This is a genomic window from Polaromonas glacialis (assembly GCF_000709345.1).
Taxonomy (GTDB): Bacteria; Pseudomonadota; Gammaproteobacteria; order Burkholderiales; family Burkholderiaceae_C; genus Polaromonas; species Polaromonas glacialis.
The window spans coordinates 1,908,450-1,928,798 of the sequence record NZ_KL448323.1; the positions used below are offsets into that span (position 1 = coordinate 1,908,450).

Annotated in this window: 23 protein-coding genes; 13 read left to right on the plus strand and 10 right to left on the minus strand. The window is 65.4% G+C overall.

Annotation, left to right across the window (positions count from 1 at the left end; translation table 11 throughout):
- Positions 1 to 137: 137 nt before the first annotated feature.
- The gene (locus tag EC86_RS0109480) at positions 138 to 806 is read left to right on the plus strand and encodes a nitroreductase family protein (RefSeq protein WP_029525407.1); all 669 of its coding nucleotides are present in this window, start codon (positions 138 to 140) and stop codon (positions 804 to 806) included.
- On the opposite strand, the gene EC86_RS0109485 is transcribed toward EC86_RS0109480, so the two are convergent.
- Positions 787 to 1,308, minus strand: a complete 522-nt coding sequence (locus EC86_RS0109485) for a GNAT family N-acetyltransferase (protein ID WP_029525408.1) — start codon at positions 1,306 to 1,308, stop codon at positions 787 to 789. The two genes, EC86_RS0109480 and EC86_RS0109485, sit on opposite strands and share 20 nt — an antisense overlap.
- Positions 1,309 to 1,454: 146 nt before the next feature.
- Between EC86_RS0109485 and EC86_RS0109490 the strand changes: the two genes are divergently transcribed.
- Genes EC86_RS0109490 through EC86_RS0109500 form a run of 3 tightly spaced genes read left to right on the plus strand, consistent with a single transcriptional unit; the run spans position 1,455 to position 3,884 of the window.
- The gene (locus EC86_RS0109490; RefSeq protein WP_029525409.1) at positions 1,455 to 1,778 is read left to right on the plus strand and encodes a 2Fe-2S iron-sulfur cluster-binding protein; all 324 of its coding nucleotides are present in this window, start codon (positions 1,455 to 1,457) and stop codon (positions 1,776 to 1,778) included.
- Between the two features lie 46 nt (positions 1,779 to 1,824).
- The gene (locus tag EC86_RS0109495; RefSeq protein ID WP_408633917.1) at positions 1,825 to 2,598 is read left to right on the plus strand and encodes a c-type cytochrome; all 774 of its coding nucleotides are present in this window, start codon (positions 1,825 to 1,827) and stop codon (positions 2,596 to 2,598) included.
- Complete coding sequence (locus EC86_RS0109500) at positions 2,595 to 3,884, plus strand: c-type cytochrome (RefSeq protein ID WP_029525411.1); 1,290 nt, start codon at positions 2,595 to 2,597, stop codon at positions 3,882 to 3,884. Before EC86_RS0109495 ends, EC86_RS0109500 begins: the two co-directional genes overlap by 4 nt.
- A 19-nt stretch (positions 3,885 to 3,903) precedes the next feature.
- Here EC86_RS0109500 and EC86_RS0109505 read toward each other — a convergent pair whose 3' ends face one another.
- Positions 3,904 to 5,151, minus strand: coding sequence for an MFS transporter (locus EC86_RS0109505; RefSeq protein WP_084181533.1), 1,248 nt, complete (start codon positions 5,149 to 5,151; stop codon positions 3,904 to 3,906).
- A 273-nt stretch (positions 5,152 to 5,424) separates the two neighbouring features.
- Between EC86_RS0109505 and EC86_RS29460 the strand changes: the two genes are divergently transcribed.
- Genes EC86_RS29460 through EC86_RS0109525 form a run of 4 tightly spaced genes read left to right on the plus strand, consistent with a single transcriptional unit; the run spans position 5,425 to position 7,392 of the window.
- On the plus strand, positions 5,425 to 5,568 hold the full coding sequence (locus EC86_RS29460) for a hypothetical protein (RefSeq protein WP_196869574.1): 144 nt from the start codon (positions 5,425 to 5,427) through the stop codon (positions 5,566 to 5,568).
- Between the two features lie 8 nt (positions 5,569 to 5,576).
- Positions 5,577 to 5,894 (plus strand): VF530 family protein, encoded by a 318-nt coding sequence (locus EC86_RS0109515; protein WP_029525413.1) that lies wholly within the window; start codon positions 5,577 to 5,579, stop codon positions 5,892 to 5,894.
- 29 nt (positions 5,895 to 5,923) lie between these two features.
- Positions 5,924 to 6,580, plus strand: a complete 657-nt coding sequence (locus EC86_RS0109520; protein WP_029525414.1) for an RluA family pseudouridine synthase — start codon at positions 5,924 to 5,926, stop codon at positions 6,578 to 6,580.
- A 53-nt stretch (positions 6,581 to 6,633) separates the two neighbouring features.
- Positions 6,634 to 7,392, plus strand: coding sequence for an SDR family NAD(P)-dependent oxidoreductase (locus EC86_RS0109525; RefSeq protein WP_029525415.1), 759 nt, complete (start codon positions 6,634 to 6,636; stop codon positions 7,390 to 7,392).
- A 7-nt stretch (positions 7,393 to 7,399) separates the two neighbouring features.
- On the opposite strand, the gene ppk2 is transcribed toward EC86_RS0109525, so the two are convergent.
- The 5 genes from ppk2 to EC86_RS28750 form a co-directional block, all read right to left on the minus strand.
- Complete coding sequence (gene ppk2, locus EC86_RS0109530; protein WP_029525416.1) at positions 7,400 to 8,317, minus strand: polyphosphate kinase 2; 918 nt, start codon at positions 8,315 to 8,317, stop codon at positions 7,400 to 7,402.
- A 202-nt stretch (positions 8,318 to 8,519) separates the two neighbouring features.
- The gene (locus EC86_RS0109535; protein ID WP_029525417.1) at positions 8,520 to 8,759 is read right to left on the minus strand and encodes an HP1242/YdcH family protein; all 240 of its coding nucleotides are present in this window, start codon (positions 8,757 to 8,759) and stop codon (positions 8,520 to 8,522) included.
- Between the two features lie 24 nt (positions 8,760 to 8,783).
- Positions 8,784 to 9,230, minus strand: a complete 447-nt coding sequence (locus EC86_RS0109540; RefSeq protein ID WP_029525418.1) for a universal stress protein — start codon at positions 9,228 to 9,230, stop codon at positions 8,784 to 8,786.
- An 18-nt stretch (positions 9,231 to 9,248) separates the two neighbouring features.
- Positions 9,249 to 9,530, minus strand: a complete 282-nt coding sequence (locus EC86_RS0109545; protein ID WP_029525419.1) for a DUF427 domain-containing protein — start codon at positions 9,528 to 9,530, stop codon at positions 9,249 to 9,251.
- On the minus strand, positions 9,511 to 9,816 hold the full coding sequence (locus EC86_RS28750) for a hypothetical protein (protein WP_156955282.1): 306 nt from the start codon (positions 9,814 to 9,816) through the stop codon (positions 9,511 to 9,513). The genes EC86_RS0109545 and EC86_RS28750 overlap by 20 nt, the downstream gene beginning before the upstream one ends.
- Here EC86_RS28750 and hemN point away from each other — a divergent pair.
- Together hemN and EC86_RS0109555 are read left to right on the plus strand one after the other, a co-directional pair.
- Entirely contained in the window at positions 9,815 to 11,206 is a 1,392-nt protein-coding gene (gene hemN, locus EC86_RS0109550; RefSeq protein WP_029525420.1) for an oxygen-independent coproporphyrinogen III oxidase, read from the plus strand. The genes EC86_RS28750 and hemN overlap by 2 nt on opposite strands.
- A gap of 110 nt (positions 11,207 to 11,316) precedes the next feature.
- Positions 11,317 to 11,874 (plus strand): YaeQ family protein, encoded by a 558-nt coding sequence (locus tag EC86_RS0109555; protein ID WP_029525421.1) that lies wholly within the window; start codon positions 11,317 to 11,319, stop codon positions 11,872 to 11,874.
- Positions 11,875 to 11,879: 5 nt separating this feature from the next.
- Here EC86_RS0109555 and EC86_RS0109560 read toward each other — a convergent pair whose 3' ends face one another.
- From EC86_RS0109560 to EC86_RS0109570, 3 genes are all read right to left on the minus strand, one after another.
- Positions 11,880 to 12,806, minus strand: a complete 927-nt coding sequence (locus EC86_RS0109560) for an ion transporter (RefSeq protein ID WP_029525422.1) — start codon at positions 12,804 to 12,806, stop codon at positions 11,880 to 11,882.
- A gap of 193 nt (positions 12,807 to 12,999) precedes the next feature.
- Complete coding sequence (locus EC86_RS0109565) at positions 13,000 to 14,760, minus strand: long-chain fatty acid--CoA ligase (RefSeq protein ID WP_232229847.1); 1,761 nt, start codon at positions 14,758 to 14,760, stop codon at positions 13,000 to 13,002.
- A 279-nt stretch (positions 14,761 to 15,039) separates the two neighbouring features.
- Positions 15,040 to 15,492, minus strand: coding sequence for a c-type cytochrome (locus tag EC86_RS0109570; protein ID WP_029525424.1), 453 nt, complete (start codon positions 15,490 to 15,492; stop codon positions 15,040 to 15,042).
- A gap of 225 nt (positions 15,493 to 15,717) precedes the next feature.
- Between EC86_RS0109570 and EC86_RS0109575 the strand changes: the two genes are divergently transcribed.
- The 3 genes from EC86_RS0109575 to EC86_RS0109585 all read left to right on the plus strand — a co-directional run bounded on the left by EC86_RS0109575 (position 15,718) and on the right by EC86_RS0109585 (position 20,154).
- Positions 15,718 to 17,067 carry a TAXI family TRAP transporter solute-binding subunit gene (locus tag EC86_RS0109575; RefSeq protein WP_029525425.1) on the plus strand — a complete coding sequence of 450 codons (1,350 nt, stop codon included), beginning with the start codon at positions 15,718 to 15,720 and terminating at the stop codon, positions 17,065 to 17,067.
- Positions 17,068 to 17,269: 202 nt separating this feature from the next.
- Positions 17,270 to 19,978: a cation-translocating P-type ATPase gene (locus tag EC86_RS0109580; RefSeq protein WP_029525426.1), complete on the plus strand. Its 2,709-nt coding sequence runs from the start codon at positions 17,270 to 17,272 to the stop codon at positions 19,976 to 19,978.
- A complete protein-coding gene (locus EC86_RS0109585; protein WP_029525427.1) occupies positions 19,975 to 20,154 on the plus strand; it encodes a hypothetical protein in 180 nt (59 codons plus the stop codon). The genes EC86_RS0109580 and EC86_RS0109585 overlap by 4 nt, the downstream gene beginning before the upstream one ends.
- Positions 20,155 to 20,349: the final 195 nt, after the last annotated feature.

A 20,349-nucleotide genomic window follows, 5' to 3' on the forward strand; every position in this document is an offset into this window, starting at 1 on the left:
TTCGCATGAAATCGCGCGAAGTCGGGGCTACAAGGGTTTTCCCTGATTCTTTCCATCGAAGCGCTTGATTAATAACAAGTGCTGATGAGCTTGTTGCCATAGCATGGAAACGTTGCTGTCGCAAGAAAAGGGAAGCCATGAACACACTGACGAAACTGGCGCTGGGGATGATCGGCCAGCTCAAGCCGCAGCCAGCGCAAGGCAATGCTGTTTCCGCACTGTCCTTGCCACCGCCGCAGACGCACGGCGGCCTGCCGTTGATGCAGGCGCTCAGCCAGCGCCATTCGGAGCGCGAGTTTTCACCCTCCCCGCTGGGTCATCAGGTCCTGTCCGACCTGCTGTGGGCGGCAGCGGGCGTCAACCGGCCCGATGTCGAGGGCCGCACGACGCCGAGCGCGATGAATTCTCAGGAAATCGAGGTGTATGTGGCCTTGCCCGAGGGCCTGTACCGCTACGAGTCTTCCGGCCATGTGCTGTACCTGATCAGCGCGACCGATATGCGGCGCGTGACCGGCTACCAGGACTTTGTCGACCGGGCGCCGCTCGACCTGATTTTTGTCGCAGACCATTCCCGCATGACCGCAGTGCCGGCGGCGCACCGCGAGTCGTATGCATCCGTGGCGGCAGGCGCCATGGCGCAATCCGTCTATTTATTCTGTGCCTCGGCCGGGCTGGGAACGGTGATTCGTGCCTGGATTGACCGCCAGGCGCTGTCGGAAGCTATGGGACTGCAGGCCGACCACCAGATTGTGCTGTCGCAAACCATCGGCCGGCCGGCGGCTGGCGTCAGTCCACCGCCCGCTTGAGACGCAGCTCTTCGAGTTTCACGCTGCCAAAATCGACCGTCTTGAGCGACGGCATTTCCCGCTTGAAACCGGCGGCATGTTCGCAAAACTCCAGCGCGCGCTCGTTGCCCAGCAGCACCCACAGGGTGACCTGCGTGCAGCCTTCATCCTTCAGGCCATCGCGCGCGCCGTCCCACAACTGCAGGCCCACGCCCTTTCTCCAGTGCTCGGGCGACACGTAGAGCGCCCAGATCTCGCCCACGGTGGAGCGGGTCTTCGGATCGCGCGAACGGTCGAAGCCGACGAAGCCGACGATCTCGTCGCCGTGCGTGGCCACCAGCACCTGCGGCTCGCTGTACTCGATCGCTTCGCGCCAGTAGGCCTGGCGCTTGTCCACCGTCATCTTGGCCAGGTAGTCGTCGGGCATCAAATCCTTGTAGGCGGCTTGCCAGGTGGCAACATGGATTTCAGCAATGGCTTTGGCATCACGGGCAACGGCGGGACGGACGGAATAGCTGGACATAGAAAAATCGCTTGTGAAAGTCAGGGGAAGGCTAGCAGCCTGTCGGAAAGGCCGGATTGTCGCGCAATTCGAATCGGCGCCCAAAGGGATTGGGTTAAATTCAGCTTTTCGCCTTGCACCGCCAACCTGCCCGCACCCATCACGCCATGCCAGAACGCAAGCCGACAGCCATCGCCCCGGCAGACCCAGCCAGCACTGTCTTCATCGCGCGTGTCGCAGGCGACGGCGCGGTGTTTGAAGCGCCTGCGGCGCTGCCGCTGCTGCGCGCCGCCGAACAAGCCGGGGTGTGGCTGCGGGACAGTTCTTGCCGCAACGGCACCTGCCGCACCTGCCTGTGCCGGCTGGTCAGCGGCCAGGTGGTGTACCGCATCGACTGGCCGGGGCTGAGCCTGGATGAAAAACGCGAGGGCTTCATCCTGCCCTGCGTGGCGTATCCAGCGTCCGACGTGGTGATTGAAGCGCTTTTCTGACCACGGACAAACGCCTGCGGGCTGAGGCATGATTCCCCCCATGAAGATGACCCGACTGCACACCCTGGCGCGCCGACTCGCCGCGCCCGTCCTGATGGGCTGCGGCTTGCTAACCGCCAGCGTCAATGCGGCTGCTGCCGCCGCGCCGTTTGAAGACACCATGGCCCAGCGCACGCTGGCCTGCACCGCCTGCCACGGTCCGCAAGGCCGCGCCGCGCCCGACGGCTACTACCCGCGACTGGCCGGCAAGCCGGCCGGCTACCTGTACAACCAGTTGCTCAATTTCCGCGAAGGGCGGCGCCATTACGGCCTGATGACCCGGCTGATTGATCCGCTGAGCGATGCTTACCTGCTGGAGATGGCGCGGTATTTCGCCAGCCTGGACGTGCCCTACCCGGCGCCGCTGCCGGCACAGGCGCCCGCTGCGGTGCTGCGCCGGGGCGAGCAGTTGGTGATGCACGGCGACAGCGGCCGCAAGCTGCCGGCCTGCATCCAGTGCCACGGCCAGGCCATGACCGGCGTGGCGCCTGCGGTGCCGGGGCTGCTCGGGCTGCCGCGCGACTACCTTAATGCGCAGCTGGGCGCCTGGAAGGCCGGCCAGCGCCGCGCCCATGCGCCCGACTGCATGCAGGAGGTCGTGGCACGCCTGAGCCTGGAAGACATCAACGCGGTGGCCAGCTGGGTCGCCGCCCAGCCGCTGCCGGCCGATACCCATCCGGCCACCTCGCCGCCCGCCGTTGCGCCCGGCAGCGACCCCCTGCGCTGCGGCAGCGCAGCGCTGCCGGCCGCCGGAACGCTTGAAACGAAAGCGCAAAAATGAAGACAAGGTCCCGATTTGCACTGGGAATCGCCGTGCTGGTGCTTGGCGCCGCAGCTGCCATCTGGGCGCTCAATGTGCAGGGCGAGGCCGATGTCAGGGCCACGGCGGCTTTTGCGCCCACCGACAGCCTGATCGCGCGCGGCGCCTACCTGGCGCGCGCCGGCAACTGCATGGCCTGCCACACGGCGCGCGGCGGCGCCAGCTATGCGGGCGGGCTGGGCATCCCGACGCCCTTCGGCACGGTGTTCACCTCCAACCTCACGCCCGATGCCAACACCGGCATCGGCAGCTGGTCGCCGGCGCATTTCTGGCGCGCCCTGCACAACGGCCGCTCCAAAAGCGGCCGGCTGCTGTATCCGGCCTTTCCCTACACCAGCTACACCCAGGTCACGCGGGAAGATTCGGATGCGATTTTTGCCTACCTGCGCAGCCAGCCGGCGGTGAACCAGACGAACCGGCCGCACGCGCTCAGCTTTCCCTTCAGCTCACAGGCCGCGCTCGCCGTCTGGCGCGCGCTGTACTTCAAGCCGGGCGTGTACCAGCCTGACGCCAGCCGCGATGCCGAATGGAACCGGGGCGCCTACCTGGCCAATGGCCTGGGCCACTGCAGCGCCTGCCACTCGCCGCGCGATGCGCTGGGCGGAAGCCGCCAGAGCCTGGCGCTGGCCGGCGGGCTGATCCCGATGCAGAACTGGTACGCACCTTCGCTGACCTCGCCGCACGAGGCCGGCGTGGGCGACTGGGACAAGGGGCGCATCGTGCAACTGCTCCAGACCGGCGTGGCGCCGGGTGCCTCGGTCAGCGGACCGATGGCCGAGGTGGTGCTGCGCAGCACCCAGCACCTGACGGCGCAGGACCTGGGCGCCATGGCGAATTACCTCCAGGCGCTTCCCGCCGCGAGCCCGCCGCCCGAAAAAACAGTTCCGCCCGGCCCCACCAGGCTGTCCCTGAACACCGACAAAACTGCCAAGCTGTACGAGCAGCATTGCGCGCAGTGCCATGGCGCGCAGGGCGAAGGCATTGCCAATGCCTATCCGCCGCTGGCCGGCAACCGCGCGGTGACGATGGCGGCCACCAACAACCTGGTGCAGATGGTGCTCAACGGCGGCTTTGCCCCAGCAACACAGGGCAACCCGCGTCCCTTTGGCATGCCGCCCTTCGTGCTGGTGCTCGACGACAGCGAAGTGGCCAGCCTCATCAGTTATATCCGCACCTCGTGGGGCAACCAGGCCGGCGCCGTCACGCCGCTGGAAGTCAACCGCGTCCGGGCCAACCAGGCGCATTGAACGCGCACCGCCAGGATTTTTACCCCGGCGTCGGCGGATCGGTCATGCGGTCGCGGTTGGCAAGCGCCGGAAAGCCCTTGAGCCAGAGCGCGGCCACCAGCAGCGTCCCGATGCCGCCCGCGACCACCGATCCGACCGGCCCGAGCAGCGCCGCCGTGGCGCCGGATTCGAATTCGCCGAGCTGGTTCGACGCGCCAATGAACACCGAATTGACCGCGCTGACCCGGCCGCGCATCTCGTTGGGCGTCTCGATCTGCACCAGCGTCTGGCGCACCACCACGCTGACCATGTCGGCGCCGCCCGACACCGCCAGCGCCACCATCGACAGCACAAAGTGGGTGGACAGGCCGAACACCAGCATGCACACGCCGTAGACCGCCACCGCCATCAGCATGGTGCGGCCGACGTGCCGCTCCAGCGGCCAGCGCGTCAGCGCCACCGACAGCAGCAAAGCGCCCGCCGCCGGTGCCCCGCGCAGCAGGCCCAGGCCCCAGGGGCCGACATGCAGGATGTCCTTGGCAAACATCGGCAGCAAGGCCGTGGCGCCGCCCAGCAGCACCGCGAACAGGTCCAGCGACACCGCGCCCAGCAGCGCCTTGCGCCGCCAGACAAATTCGGCTCCGGCCAGCAGCGTGCGCACCGACACCGGCTCGCGCGGCGGCGGCACATGGTCGTAGCGCACCACCGCGACCAGCGCGCAGCCGGTGGCGAATAAAAACGCGCAGGTCGCGTACACCGCCGTGGCGCCAGCGACAAAAATCACGCCACCCAGCGCCGGGCCGCTGATCACCGCCGCCTGCATGCCGGCCGAGCTGAAGGCCATGGCGCGCGGCAGCATCACGGCAGGCACCAGCATCGGCGTCAGCGCCTGCTGCGCCGGCATCTGGAAGGCCCGGGCCACGCCCAGCATGACCGACACGCCGAGCAGCAATTCACGCGATGCCCAGCCCGCCGGGGCACCCCAGCCCTGCGTCGCAGCCACCAGCAGCAGCGCCACGCCGCCCTGCGCCAGCAAACAAGCCGCCACGATATGCGCCCGGTTCAGCCGGTCGGCCACATGCCCGGCCACCAGTGTCAAGAGCAGCGCAGGCGCGAACTGGTACAGGCCGACCAGCCCCAGGTCCCAGGCGCTGCCGGTCAGCTCGTACATCTGCCAGCCGACGGCGACCATCAGCATCTGGTTGCCGGTGGTGCCGAACAGTCGGGAAAACCACATGCGCATGAAAGCGCGCTGGCGGGTGAGTTCGGCAAAGCTATTGGTCAGCATGGGGCCGGAGCTTACCAGCCGGCCCGCCTTCAAACCCATGCAAGCCAGCATTCACGGCCACTTTTTGCTATATATTCAATAGCTAATTACGCCCACTGTGCTTGCGAAAAAGGCCTTTTCGACTTAAAAATCCATACCCATCCACCGTCAGCCGGGCTCGGCGGACTCCTCCAAAGCCGCACGCATCACCCTGTCCGAAATGATTGACCGGACGCACCGCCCACGGATAAAGTTGCACTGATAATTCAAGCATTAACTTACTGGAGTAACGACATGGCAAAAGGTCAGCAGAACAACGACAAGATGGTCAAAAAACCCAAGAAAGACAGCTCGCCGCCCAAGCTGGTGTCGCCCGACGCGGTTCGCCCGACCGTGGTGACGCAGGTGCCGGTGCGCGGCAAGCTGAAGAACAAATAAGCTCCCTCATGGTGCTGCCCGACGGACCTACCACCGCCCTTGCGCCAGCGCCTGCCCCGGCGGGCGGCCAGCCGGGCAACCCGCTGCACGGCGTCAAGCTGGAGGCCATCGTCACCGCGCTGGCCGCCCACTACGGCTGGGAAGACCTGGGCCGGCGCATCAACATCCGCTGCTTCACCAGCGAACCCAGCGTGGCGTCCAGCCTCAAATTCCTGCGCAAGACGCCCTGGGCACGCGAAAAGGTCGAAAGCCTCTACCTTTTCATGCTGCGCGAGGCCCGGCGCACCAGCCCGACCGTTCACAACTTCCCCCCGCCCAAAGCTTGAACCCTGTCAAGGAAGGCATGGACACCGACATGCCTGCGGCGGACACGCCTTTGCAAATCCTTTATGCCGACGACAGCCTGCTGGTGCTGAACAAGCCCTCGGGCCTGCTGTCCGTGCCCGGGCGCGGCGAGGACAAGCAGGACTGCCTGAGCCGCCGGGCGCAATCCCTCTGCCCTGACGCGCTGGTCGTTCACCGGCTGGACATGGCGACTTCGGGCCTGATGCTGATGGCGCGCGGCGCCGCCATGCAGCGCGCCCTGAGCCAGCTGTTCGAGCGCCGCGAAGTCCACAAGCGCTATCTGGCCGTGGTCGATGGCCGGCTGGCGTCCGCATCGAGCGCCGACGGCTGGGGCCTGATCGACCTGCCGATTGCGGTGGACTGGCCGCGCCGCCCGCTGCGCATCATCGACGCCGCCGGCAAGCCCAGCCAGACGCGCTGGCGCAGCCTGGCCTTTGATGACGCCGCCGACAGCACGCGCGTCGAGCTGGAGCCGGTCACCGGCCGCTCGCACCAGTTGCGCGTGCATTTGCAGGCGCTGGGCCATCCGATCTTGGGCGATGCGCTGTATGCGCCCGGCGCGGTGCAGGCCAGTTCGCCGCGCCTGCTGCTGCATGCCTGCGCCCTGCGCCTGCTGCATCCGGCAACCGGCGCCCCGCTGTCGTTTGAAAGCCCGCCCGATTTTTAACCGTTGCGCGTTCGCGCCTGCATGCCGCAACGCCTGGCGCTACCATGCGCTGCATGACGACTCCACACCTTTTCATCCTGACCGGCGCATCGCGCGGCATGGGCCTGTCGATGGCGCGCCAGCTGCTCGCACCTGGCCACACGCTGCTGTGCATCTCGCGCACCGAACAACCCGCGCTGGCGCAACACGCGCAGTCGGCTGGCGCCGCGCTGCTCCAGTGCTGCCACGACCTGGCCGACAGCAGCGCACTCGGTCCACGGCTTGAAGCCTGGCTGCGCGAACAGGGCGGCACGGACTGGCGCAGCGCCACGCTGATCAACAACGCCGGAGTCATTGCCTGCATCGGTCCGCTGAGCCAGGCCGACCCGGCCGATCTGGCGCGTGCATTGCGAGTCGGGCTGGAGGCGCCCATGCTGCTGACGTCGGCCTTCCTGCGCGCCACCGACGGCTGGAAGGCCGACCGCAGGGTGCTCAACATCTCGTCGGGCCTGGGCCGCCGGCCGATGGCGTCGCAAGCCGCCTACTGCGCGGCCAAGGCCGGCATGGACCATTTCAGCCGCTGCGTGGCGCTGGAAGAAGCGCTCAAGACCCATGGCGCAAAAATCTGTTCGCTGGCGCCCGGCGTGATCGACACCGAAATGCAGGTTCAGTTGCGCAGCGCGGACCCGGCGGCCTTCCCTGACCGGGACAGCTTTGCGCGCCTAAAGACCGGCGGCCAGCTGACCTCGCCCGACGAAGCTGCCCGCCGCGTGCTCGCCTGCTTGGTGCGGTCCGACTTTGGCTCGCAGCCGGTCGCCGACGTCCGGGACTGAAACCCGCTCAATACACCTCGGGCACGACGATGTCCTGCGACACCGGCTGGCGCACATAGTCGTCATGGCGGATTCGCTCAGGCAGCACCACGGGCGGATGCTCGGTTTCCTGGTAGGGCATTTGCTGCAAAAGATGGTGGATGCAGTTCAGCCGGGCCTTTTTCTTGTCATCGGCCTGCACCACCCACCATGGTGCTTCAGGAATGTGGGTGCGCTCCAGCATGACTTCCTTGGCGCGGGTGTATTCCTCCCAGCGGCGGCGCGACTCCAGGTCCATCGGGCTGAGTTTCCACTGCTTGAGCGGATCGTGGATGCGGCCCAGAAAGCGCAGGTTCTGCTCGTCGTCGGAAATCGAGAACCAGTACTTGATGATCTGCACGCCCGAGCGCACCAGCATCTTTTCAAACTCCGGCACGGTGCGGAAAAACTCCTCGTACTGCGCGTCGCTGCAAAAGCCCATCACCCGCTCGACGCCGGCGCGGTTGTACCAGCTGCGGTCGAACAGCACCATTTCACCGGCGGCGGGCAAATGCGCCACGTAGCGCTGGAAGTACCACTGGCTGCGCTCGCGGTCGCTGGGCGCAGGCAGCGCCGCCACGCGGCAAACACGCGGGTTCAGGCGCTGGGTGATGCGCTTGATGACGCCGCCCTTGCCGGCGGCATCGCGCCCTTCGAACAGAATCACCACCTTGTGGCCGGTGGCAATCACCCAGTCCTGCAGCTTGACGAGTTCGCCCTGCAGGCGAAACAATTCGCGGAAATACTGGCGGCGGCGCTCCTTGTCCTGCGAGCTTGAGTTGATGGGTTCTTCCCCTGTGAGCTGGGCGACCGTCTGGTCCTCAAGCTCCATCTCCAGCTCTTCGTCGTAGCTGTCGATCAGGTCATTGCGGATTCGCCGCATCACCTCTTCGTCAATTGAATTCATGGCGCGCTCCGGGCACTGCTGGTTGATTTAACACGCCAGCATAGCGATGCGTTGTTTCAGTTTGATGAAAAAGTCAGACCGCCTGCGGGAAAAACGAACGCGAGGTTTCCAGAACTATTTTGCTATTTTTTATATAGCATTAAATGCATATACAGCATGCGAAAAGCAATTTTTTGATGCGTAAACAGTGGCCATGGACTTGTCAGCCGGCTTTCAGGATCTGGTAGATCTCGTCCTTGCGTTCGAGCCGTTTTTTCTTCAGCACTTCCAGCGCGTCTTCGGCCATGGCCGTCTTGCCCTGCTCGTATTGGGTGATCGTGTGATTGTCGGTATCGTAATGTTCGCAAAGGCTTGAAAAATGCGCGTCCGAGGCCTTGAGCTGCTTCATTTTTTCAAGGTACTGGGGAAACTCATGCGCCAGATCGTGATTCAACAATTCCATGACAACTCCTTTAGGAACAAAAATTCAGGCGCCTTCATCGCGCACCACCAGCACGGGCAGGTGGGCATGCGACAACACCTGGGCCGTGACGCTGCCAAGCACCAATTTATCCAGGCTCCGGCGGCCGTGCGAACCCATCACGACCAGGTCGGCATCGAGCGTTTCGGCAGCCTCCAGGATGGCCTGGTACACCGAATGGCCTTCCACGACCGAGCCCTTGACAAACATTCCCTGGGCTTCAAAAACCTGCCTGGCCGCGCCGATGGCTTCATTCGCCTCCACCGTGGCGGCACGCAGGTATTCGGACTGGCCGTAGGAAAAATCAGCGTCCCTGTTGGTGAAGGCATAGGGGTCGATGACATAGATAAGCGTCACCGAACTCCTGAATGCGCACGCAATGGCGCGCGCCTTGTCGACCGCCTGGCGGGCGACGGGCGAGCCGTCAACGGGAACAAGAATGTGCTTGAACATAGGCCCAATTCCTTGACTTCAGGGCTCAATCCGGACGCCTTTCCAGAAAGCGACATGCCCCCTGATATTGTCGGCTTCGGGCTTGGGATCGGGGTAATACCAGGCGGCGTCGGTGTTCATTTCGCCGTTGACCAGCAGCGAGTAATAGCTGGCCTGGCCTTTCCAAGAACACATGGTGTGGTGGTTGCTGAACGTCACGTGGTCGCGGTTGAGCGAGCCTTCGGGGAAATAGTGGTTGCCTTCAAGCACCACGGTGTTGTCGCTTTGGGCAATGACAGCGTCATTCCAGATAGCCTTCATGTTTTTCCTTCCTGATGTTGTATTGATGTCGCCTAGCTGGCTGCATTAATTTCGCCTGCCGCCCGTATAGGCTTTGCCAGCCGCATGGTTTGGTTGTAACAGCTAGGGAGCCGGCGCGGCGTAGGATAAGGTGAAATTTGCAAACAATCATTACCTGCTTATAAAAATATCGTCGCCCTGACAAAACCCCTGACAGCGTCCCTACCTTGACGCAGACAGCGCCGACTGCAAAAGGGGTTTTAATTTGCGACAAAATCATCCCACCCTTTTTGCCTGGACTTTCCATGACTTCTCCCCTGCCCGATATTGAACTGTCCGAGGAACTGATCCGCAGGTTCGACAAGCTCGGCCCCCGCTATACCTCCTACCCGACCGCCGACCGTTTCAATACCGGCTTTACCGAGCAATCCTATCTGGACCACCTGGCGCAGCGCGCCGGCAAGCCCGGCAACCCGCCGCTGTCGATCTACGTACACCTGCCGTTTTGCGAATCTCTGTGCTACTTTTGCGCCTGCAACAAGATCATCACCAGGGAGCACGGCCGGGTCGCCGAATACCTGCGCTACCTCGACAAGGAAATGGCGCTGGTCGCCGCGCGGATCGGCCCCGACCGCAAGGCGGTGCAATTGCACCTGGGCGGGGGCACGCCGACTTTTTTCAGCGCCGACGAGCTCGGCCAGCTGATGGCGATGCTGCGCCGGCATTTCGACTTTTCGCCAGATGCCGAACTCGGCGTTGAAATCGACCCGCGCACCGTCGGCGAAGGCACGCTGGCCATGCTCGCCGGGCTGGGTTTCAACCGCAACAGCTTTGGCGTGCAGGATTTCGATGCGGCGGTGCAGCAGGCCGTGAACCGCATCCAGCCGCTGGAAATGGTGGAAAAAGCCGTCGAGGAAAGCCGCAAGGCCGGCTTCGAGTCGATCAATGCCGACCTGATCTACGGCCTGCCCAAGCAGACCTTGACCAGCTTCGGCCACACGCTCGACAGCCTGATCCGCATCGCGCCCGACCGTATCGCGCTGTACAACTACGCGCACCTGCCCCAGCGCTTCAAGGCCCAGCGCCTGATCAACGACAGCGACCTGCCATCGGCCGAGGAGCGGCTGCAGATTTTCATGATGTCGATGCAGCGTTTGCTCGATGCCGGTTATGTGTACATCGGGCTCGACCATTTCTCCAAGCCCGACGACGAGCTGAACAAGGCCAGGCTGGACAAAACCCTGCACCGCAATTTCCAGGGCTACACCACGCGGGCCGAATGCGACCTGATCGGCTTTGGCGTGTCGGCCATCAGCAAGGTCGGCAATTCGTACAGCCAGTCGGTGCGCACCGTCAATGCCTACTACGAGCGGCTCGACCAGGGCCGGCTGCCGCTGGAAAAGGGCTTTGCGCTGAGCGCCGACGACGTGCTCAGGCGCGAGATCATCATGACGCTGATGTGCAGCGCGCCGGTGGAGTTCGAGGCGGTCAACCGTGCCCACGACATCGACTTCAGCACGTATTTCGCGCACGAGCTGGCGCTTCTGAAGCCTTACGAGGAAGCCGGCCTGATCACCATTGACCCGGACGCCATCCGCGTCACCCCGAAAGGCCGGATGTTTGTGCGCGCCAGCGGCATGGTGTTCGACAGCTACCAGACCCAGCCGACCACTGCGGCCTACTCCAAGCTGATCTGATGTGATCGTTGCCCGGGCGGCAAAAAGGCTGTTCCAATAGGCGGTTTAACGCAAAAACTCCCCGGATGCCTGTCAGGCATTCCGGGCATTGCCACCCGAGAACGATTCCCATGGCCATCAAAGCCACCATTCACAAAGCCCAACTGCAGATCGCCGACATGGACCGCGGCATTTATGGCGACCACAACGTCATCATTGCCCGCCACCCGTCCGAAACCGACGAACGCATGATGATCCGCCTGCTTGCGTTCGCGCTGAACGTGCAGGGCGACGACAAGCGCGGCAACCTCGAATTCGCCAAGGACCTGTGGGACGTGGACGAGCCCGCCCTCTGGCACAAGGACTACACCGACGCGGTGCTGCACTGGATCGACGTCGGCCAGCCCGACGACAAGCGCCTGATGCGCGCCGCCGGCCGGGCCGAACGGGTGACGGTGATCAGCTTTTCCAGCAGCACGCCGGTCTGGTGGAAAGGCATAGAAAGCAAGCTGACCCGCGCCGCCAACCTGATCGTCTGGCAAATTGAAGCAGCCGAAAGCCAGGCGCTGGCCAAACTGGCCCAGCGCGGCATGCAGTTGCAGATCACGATCCAGGACGGCACGGTGTGGATGAGCACCGGCAGCGAGTCGGTGGAAATCACGCCGCGCCGGCTGACGGCTGGCGGCTAATCCCGCTACCGCGACTCGCGCGGCCGTTGCGCCTGCGGCTCGCCCTTGGCCCCGTGTTCCTCGGCCTTGTAATGCGGCAACCGTGCGCCGCAGTGAAAGCAGAAGTCGGCATCGGCCGCATGGCCTTCGGTGAGGCATTCATGGCAGGTGCGGGTCGTGACCTGCATCCAGTCGAGCCGCCGGTGGGCCGCCATTTCGGCCGTCACGATGCCGGTCGGCACGGCCAGCGTGCCCCAGCCGAGCAGCATCATGAACGACGAAATCAGCCGCCCCAGGTCGGTCTTGGGCGTGATGTCGCCAAAGCCGACGGTCGTCACGGTGCTGATGGCCCAGTAGACCGAGGTGGGAATGCTGGTGAAGCCGTTGACCGGGCCTTCGACCACATACATCACCGTGCCCATGACCAGCACCAGCATCAGCACCGCCGACAAAAACACCATGATCTTGCGCCGGCTCGAACTCAGCGCGCGCGCCAGCGACTGGTATTCGGCCACGTAGGCTGTCAGCTTGAAGACCCGGAACACGCGCAGCAGCCGCAGCACCCGCACATCGATCAGCGCATGCAGGCCCGGAACGAACAGCGCCAGGTAGGTCGGCAGCACGGCGATCAGGTCGATCACGCCATAAAAGCTGGTGGCGTATTGCATCGGCCTGCGTACGCACAGCAGGCGCGCCAGGTATTCGGCGGTGAACAGGAGGGTGAAAATCCATTCCAGCCACGTCAATGTCCGGCCGTGAACCTGATGGATGGACTGCACGCTGTCGGCCATGACCACGCCGATGCTGAGCAGGATGACACCGATCAGGGTCTGGTCAAAGATGCGGCCGGCGCGGGTGTCGGCCTCGAAAATGATGGTGTACCAGCGCAGGCGCCAGCCTTCGAGGGGCTTTTCAAGCGCTGGAACAGGGGGCTTGGCGGCGGAAGGCTTCATGCGGGCAGGCAACGCGGGCAGGCGTCTTTTTTGATTCGGAAGGCGGCAGGATAACCCAGGCAAGGGCTTTGCGGCGAAGCCTGGGGCTACCCGGCGCTTGTGCCGCCAGATCGATGAATACTCCGTTTTTTATAGCTGCTTGCGCACACCCACATTGCGCAAACGGCTTGTTTCATCCAATTTTTCAGGCCTCTCAGGGCTGGCCGCCTTCGGCTTCCTGCAGCGCGCGCCACATCACCTTGCCCGAGCCGCTCTTGGGCAGCGCATCGACGAACTGGACGACACGCGGATACTTGTAGGCGGCCATGTGGTCCTTGCACCAGTCGATGATCTCTTGCTCGCTGACCTGGCCCCTGAATTTTTCACGCAGCACCACGACGGCCTTGACCGACTCGCCCCGGTAGGCGTCGCGGGTGGAAATGATGCAGGCTTCCTGAATCGCCGGGTGCCTGAACATCAGCGCTTCCACCTCGGCCGGCCAGACCTTGAAGCCCGATGCGTTGATCATGCGCTTGAGCCGGTCGGTGATAAAGAAGTAGCCTTCCTCGTCCACATGCCCCAGGTCGCCCGAGCGAAAGAATTGCTTGCCGTCGATTTCGATGAAGGCGGCTGCCGTGGCCCCGGGCTGCTTCCAGTAGCCCGAGAAGTTCTGCGGCCCGCTCATGATGATTTCGCCCTGCTCACCCTGCGGCATTTCCTGCAGCGTAAGCGGGTCGATGACGCGCGCATCGGTGCTCATGAAGGGAATGCCCAGGCATTGCTGCTTGGTGGCGTCGGGCGGGTTGCTGTGCGACGGCGCGGCGGTTTCGGTCAGTCCGTAGCCTTCGGCAAAGCGCAGGCCGTACTGCTCCCACAGCCTCTGGGCCACGGCCTGCGGCATGGCCGCGCCGCCGCCGCCGATGTACACCAGGCTGCTCAAATCAAAGCTGGCAAAGTTCGGGCTGGCCAGCAGGTCGATCACCATGGTCGGGATGTTGGTCCAGTGCGTCACGCGCCAGGTTGAAATCAGCCGGCCGGCCAGCTCGCGGTCCCAGCGCGGCATGATGACCAGCGTGGCGCCGCCATAAATCGACGCATGCATCACCGACACCATGCCGGTGATGTGGAACATCGGAATCACCGACAGCACGACGTTCTCGGACGTGCTGTTGCCCCACAGGCCGCTGGCGACGGCGTTGTGCATCAGGCTGGCATGGGTGTGCATGCAGCCCTTGGGCAGGCCGGTGGTGCCGCTGGTGTAGGGCAGCACGGCCAGGTCCTGCGGCGTGGCCGTGTGGTCGGGCAGGTGGCTCATGTCGCTGGCGGCCAGCGCATCGGCCCAGGCCAGCACCGACCCGCCTTGCAGCGCGGGCAGTTCGTGCCGCGTGCCCAGCCAATCGCGCCAGGCTTGCGGCATCGCGCCGTCGTCGGCGGCGGCCGGTGCCGTGCCCTCGAAGGCGTCGCTGTAGTGCGTCACGATCAGGTGCGCCAGCCGGGCGGCCGGCGGCAGTTCGCCGCTGGCCTTGGCCAGTTCGGGCGCCAGGTCGGCGGCGGTGATGGCGACTTTCACGTCCGGGTCGGTGATGTAGTGCTTGAGTTCCTCGGCGCGGTTCATCGGATTGACCGGCACCACCACCGCATCGACCCGCAAAATGGCGAAATGCGCCACCACCCACTGCGGGCAGTTTTGCAGGTTGAGCAGCACCCGGTCGCCCTTTCGCACACCCAGCCGGTGCAGCGTGGCGGCCAGCCGCTCGGCCTGCTGCAGCACGGCGGCGTAGCTCAGCGCCTGGTCAAAAAACACCAGCGCCGGCTTGTCGGGAAAGCGCAGCGCGCTGACCGCCAGGTTGTGCCACAGGGACGTTTGCGGCGGCGTGATGCTGAGCGGCAGGCGCTTGGGCCAGAACGCATGGTGCAGGTCGTGGCGCGGCGGCGAGCCGGACACGGATTGATCGGCGATGGAAGGACGGGTCAAGGCAGTGCTCCAGGCTGAATAAGGTCCGCACAGGCTAACCCGAGTCCGGGCGCCGCGCATTCGGGTAGCTGCTGATGCCGCCACGCTTTTTGTCGCCTGCGTGACGCTAGGGTGGCACTGTCGCCGCTGGCGCGCAGGCGGCTGGACCGGGCTGGGCACAGCTTGATCCGCCAGGGCGTTCCGGAATCCGGCCATTTCCGGCTTGCAGCGCCGGGGCAGCCTGTTGGACCAAACCGGGCGGAAGCAGGCGGCTTCAGCACATGCAGCCAGCGGTCCCCCTCAGCGCGTGCGGAACACGTCGTGGCACGACTGGCAGGTGCTGGAAGTGGCCCTGAAGGCGACCTTGAGCTTGTCCAGGTCACCGGTTTTGGCGGCGGCGCTGAGCTTGACGGTTTCGGCCACCATTTTGTTCGACAGGTCGGCAAACTTGGCCTGCTGCGTCCAGATGGCCGGATGGGCGCGGGTTTCGCCCTGGCCGGTGCCGGCGGCAAAAGCCGGCCAGGGCAGCCGGGCCAGCGCCTGAACGGTGTCGGCATTTTCTGCTGCCGCCCTGGCGTCGTAAGGCACGCGGCCATTGACCATGTTGCCCAGGCGAAAAAAGTGCGTCTGCATCACGCTGAAGGACGATTGCCGGTACTTGATGGCGTCCTCGGGCTTGGCGAACTGGGCCGCTGCGGGAAAGGCCAGCACGGCGGCCGAAACGGCCAGGATCAGGGTTTTGATGAGGTTCATGTTCTTTGGGGTGGCTGGCGACGGTGAAGTTCCTGCGCTCTGGCAATCAGCGTCGGGCCAGGGCGGGCGCGGCCTTGCCCATGGCATTGAACGCATCAGACCGAAGCACTGAATTGCTATTTTAAGTATAGCTGTCACCGCCCGTGGGTATTGCGCAAAAGGCCTATTTGACTCACAAATTGAGTCCAAAACCTCGGGCCGGCGCCGCATGCTATGGTTCGGCCCATGCCCAAGACCCTGCGTTTCACCCTGCTGTCGCTGCGCGACCTAGCGGTTTCTGCCGGCCCGTTTCTGGTGCTGGCGGTGGCGCTGCTGGTGCTGGCCTACAGCTGGCTGGACCCGAATCCGCCCAAGCGCGTCACGCTGGCCACCGGCCCGGCGCAAAGTGCGTACGAGGCCTTTGGCAAGCGCTATGCCGAGGCGCTGAAAAAGGAAGGCATCGACGTCGTGCTGCTGCCCTCCGAGGGGTCGGCGGCCAACCTGCAGTTGCTGCGCGAAGGCAAGGCCGACCTGGGCTTTGTGCAGGGCGGCAGCAGCGAAGCGGGCAACCCGCAGGAAGAAGGACTTGAGGAACTCGAATCGCTGGGCAGCCTGTTCCTGGAGCCGGTCTGGCTGTTCTACCGCGAGGACGCGGCGCGCCGGGTCAACCCGCAGGCCACGCTGACCGGCTTGAGCGAACTCAAGGGGCTGCGCGTCAACGTCGGCACGGCGGGCAGCGGCCTGCCCAGCCTGATGGGCAAATTGCTGGAGAGCAACCGCATCGACGCCAGCGCGCTGGCCGTGTCCGAGCTGGAGCAGACGCCGGCCACCATGGCCTTTCTGGGCGGCGAGCTCGACGCCATCGTGTTCGCCTCGGCGCCCGAGTCGCTGATGGTGCAAATGCTGCTGCAGACGCCCGGCGTCAAGCTGATGGATTTTGCGCAGAGCGAAGCCTATTCCCGGCGCTTTGCCTTTCTGAGCCCGGCGGTGCTGCCGCGCGGCGTGGTCGATCTGGCGGCCGACATTCCGCCGCAGGACGTTCGCCTGTTGGCGCCCACCACCACCCTGCTCACGCGCACCGGCACGCACCCGGCGCTGCTGCAGCTGTTCGCGCTGGCGGGCAACGACATCCACGGCAGCGCGGGCTGGTTCAAGCAGGCCCGCGAATACCCCAAGCTGGCGCAAAACGAGGTGCCGATTTCCGCCGAGGCCGAGCGCAGCATCAAGAACGACAAGCCGTTTTTGCAGCGCTACCTGCCGTTCTGGGTGGCCAACCTGGTCGAGCGCATGTGGCTGGTGATGGGCTTGATCATCGCCATCATGCTGCCGCTGTCGCGCATCGTGCCGCCGCTGTACGAGTTCCGGGTGCGCTCGCGCATCTTTCGCTGGTACGGCCAGCTGCGCGACATTGAAAACCGCATCGACGGCGCGGACGCCGAAGGCGGGCTGCTCGACGCGCTGGACAGCCTGGATCGCCGGGCCGAAAAGATCAGCGTGCCGCTGTCGTATGCCAACGAGCTGTATGCGCTGCGCAACAACATACAGCTGGTGCGCCGCAAACTGCAAAACCGGCCCGGCGTTCAGAAGGAACCGTAGGCGCTGCCGGGCAGCACGACTGCGATCAGCGCCAAGACGGGCCAAACCCGCAACCCCAGCGCAAATCAGGCGATCCGCCGGCTCAATGAAGGATCACTTGATTTAACGCAAGGCATTTGGCATTGAGCGCGACCAGGTTCCCGCCGCCGTCTGATTTGGCCCGGTTGTGCGCTAGGCTGGCAAATTTGATCGCGATCTGCCCATGAATTCAACGCCCCCCGCACCCGCCAGCAAGGCGCCACCGGAGATCGTGTCGGCGCCGTACTGGCATGCCCTGCCGGTCGAGCAGGTGCTGGCCCGGCTGGCCTGCGACCCGGCAGCGGGCCTGAGCGCTGCGGAAGCTGACCGGCGCCGCGCCCAGGACGGCGCCAACACGCTGCCCGAGCCGCCGCGCCGCTCCACGCTGGCGATGGTGGCGCGCCAGTTCAAGAGCCCGCTGATCTACATCCTGTTTGCGGCAGCGGTGCTGGCGATGGCGCTGTCGCATTACGGCGACGCGGTGGTCATCTTGCTGGTGGTGCTGGCCAACGCCTTGATCGGCGTGTTCCAGGAGGGCCGCGCCGAACGCTCGATGGCTTCGCTGCGGCAACTCTCGGCGCTGCATGTGCGGGTGCTGCGCGGCGGCCATGAAGCCTTGATCGAGGCGCGCGAGCTGGTGGCCGGCGACGTGCTGCTGCTGGCGGCGGGCGATGCGGTGGGCGCCGATGCGCGGCTGATCGAGGCCGCCCAGCTGCAGGTGGCCGAAGCCGCGCTGACCGGCGAATCGGTGCCGGTCGGCAAGACGACCCCGGCCCTTCCCGAAGCCACGGGCCTGGCCGACCGCCACAACATGGTGTTTTCCGGCACCTACGCCACCGCCGGGCGCGCGCGCGCGGTCGTCGTGGCGATTGGCGCCCAGACGGAAGTCGGCCGCATCGCCGGCATGACCGAAAACGCGAGCGAGCCCAAGACGCCGCTGGAGCAGCGCATCGAGCAGTTCGGCCGCTGGCTGGTGGCGGCGGCGCTGCTGCTGTTCGTCCTGGTCGTCGCGCTGGGCCTGTACCGCGAGCTGCCGCTGGTCGATGTGCTGATGGTGGCGATCAGCCAGATGGTGTCGATGGTGCCCGAGGGCCTGCCGGTGGCCATGACCATCGCGCTGGCCGTGGGCATGCAGCGCATGGCAGCGCGCGGCGCCATCATCCGCCGGCTGTCGGCCGTCGAGACGCTGGGCTCGACCACGGTGATCTGCACCGACAAGACCGGAACCCTGACGCGCAACGAGATGACCGTCAGCCGGCTCTGGCTGCCCGGCGGCAAGGAAGTAGCGGTCAGCGGCATCGGCTACGCGCCCGAGGGCCGGCTCAGCGCCGACGACGCGGCCACCTTGCCGCTGCTGAAGGCGGCGGCGCTGTGCAACGATGCCCAATTGTTGCCGCCCGAAGAAACCCGAACCCAGTGGACGGTGCTGGGCGACCCGACCGAAGGCGCGCTGATCGTGCTGGCGGCCAAGGCCGGCATCGACCTGGAACAGCTGAAACACGACGCACCGCGCGAAGCCGAGCTGCCTTTTGACGCCGACACCAAGATGATGGCCACGCGCCACCGCTTTGCCGATGCGCCGCGCCGCGTCTTCATCAAGGGCGCGCCGGAAGCGGTGCTCAGCCTGTGCGCCACCAGCGATGCCGCCGTAGTCCAGGCCGCGCGCACGGCCGCCGAAGCCATGGCCGGACAGGCGCTGCGCGTGCTGGCCTTTGCCGTGGTGGATGACGACCCGCTGGACGCCGGCACGGGCTTTTGCGTGCTGGCCGGACGCGCCCGCCTGCTCGGCCTGGTCGGCCAGACCGACCCGCCGCGCGAGGAAGTCAAGGTCGCCGTCGCCGAATGCCGCGCGGCCGGCATCCGGCCGGTGATGGTGACCGGCGACCACAAGCTCACCGGGCTGTCGATTGCCAGAGAACTCGGCATTGCCCGGGACGGCGACCGGGCCGTCGATGGCGCCGAACTGGAGCGGATGGGCGAAGCCGACCTGCGCAGCGACCTCGGCAGCATCGCCGTGTTTGCGCGCGTGCATCCGGCGCAAAAGCTGCGCATCGTCGAGGCCCTGCAGGCGCGCGGCGAGGTGGTCGCCATGACCGGCGACGGCGTCAACGACGCACCGGCGCTGGCCCGGGCCGATGTCGGCATTGCCATGGGCATCACCGGCACCGAGGTGGCCAAGAGCGCGGCCAAGATCGTCATCACCGACGACAACTTCTCGACCATCGTCGGCGCGGTCGAGCAGGGGCGCGTGGTCTATGGCAACCTGAAAAAGGTCATCCTCTACCTGTTCGCCACGTCGATTGACGAGGTGGCGTTGCTGCTGCTGGCCTTGCTGGGCGGCTTCCCGCTGCCGTTGATGGCGGTGCAGATTTTGTGGATCAACATCGTCACCGAGGGCACGCTGACAGTGAACCTGGTGATGGACCCGCCGGATGGAGAGGAAATGAAACGCGTGCCGGTGCCCAAGGATGACGCGCTGGTGGACCGGACGATGCTCGGACGGATTCTGCTAATGTCAACAGTCGCCGTGCTGGTCACTTTCGGCTGGTTTGCCTGGAGGCTGGGCCAGGGCACGCCGGTCGAACTGGTACGCACCGAGACCTTCACCCTGCTGGCGATGTGCCAGTGGTTCAATGTGCTGAACTGCCAGTCGGCCACGCGTTCGGCGCTGGCGCTGGGCCTGCTGAAAAACCCCTGGCTGCTCGGCGGCCTGTCGCTGAGCATCGGGCTGCAGGCGCTGGTGCTGTATGCGCCGCCGATGAATGCGCTGTTTTACACCGTTCCGCTGGCGCCCGCCGCGCTGCTGCCGCTGGCCGCGCTGGCCAGCTGCGTGCTCTGGGCCGAGGAACTGCGCAAACTCGTCGTGCGGCTCGGCCGCAGGCTGGCGGCATGACGCTGGGGCTGCTGGCGCTGCAATTCCTGCTGTGCGCGGCGCTGATCGGAGTGGCCGGCACCGTGCTTTGCCAGAACGCCGGCCGCATCGCCCAGGCGACCGGCCTGACGGGTGGCCGCTGCTCGCCGACGCTTCGGCGGTGCATGGCGGCACGGCCATTGCCGCCGTGGTGGTGAGCGGGCTGGTCGTGGTCGGCCTGGTGATGCGGCCGGCCGCAGGGCCGCTGGGCCGCGAGTTGCAGGTGCTGGAACTGGGACAGCGCGGGGCGGCTGGCCATCTACCTTTTCAACGCAGCGCTGGTCTTTTTGTATGGCGGCGCCTGAACCGGCGTGATAAAAGCAAAGCCACCATGAGCCTGACGCCCGGACCGT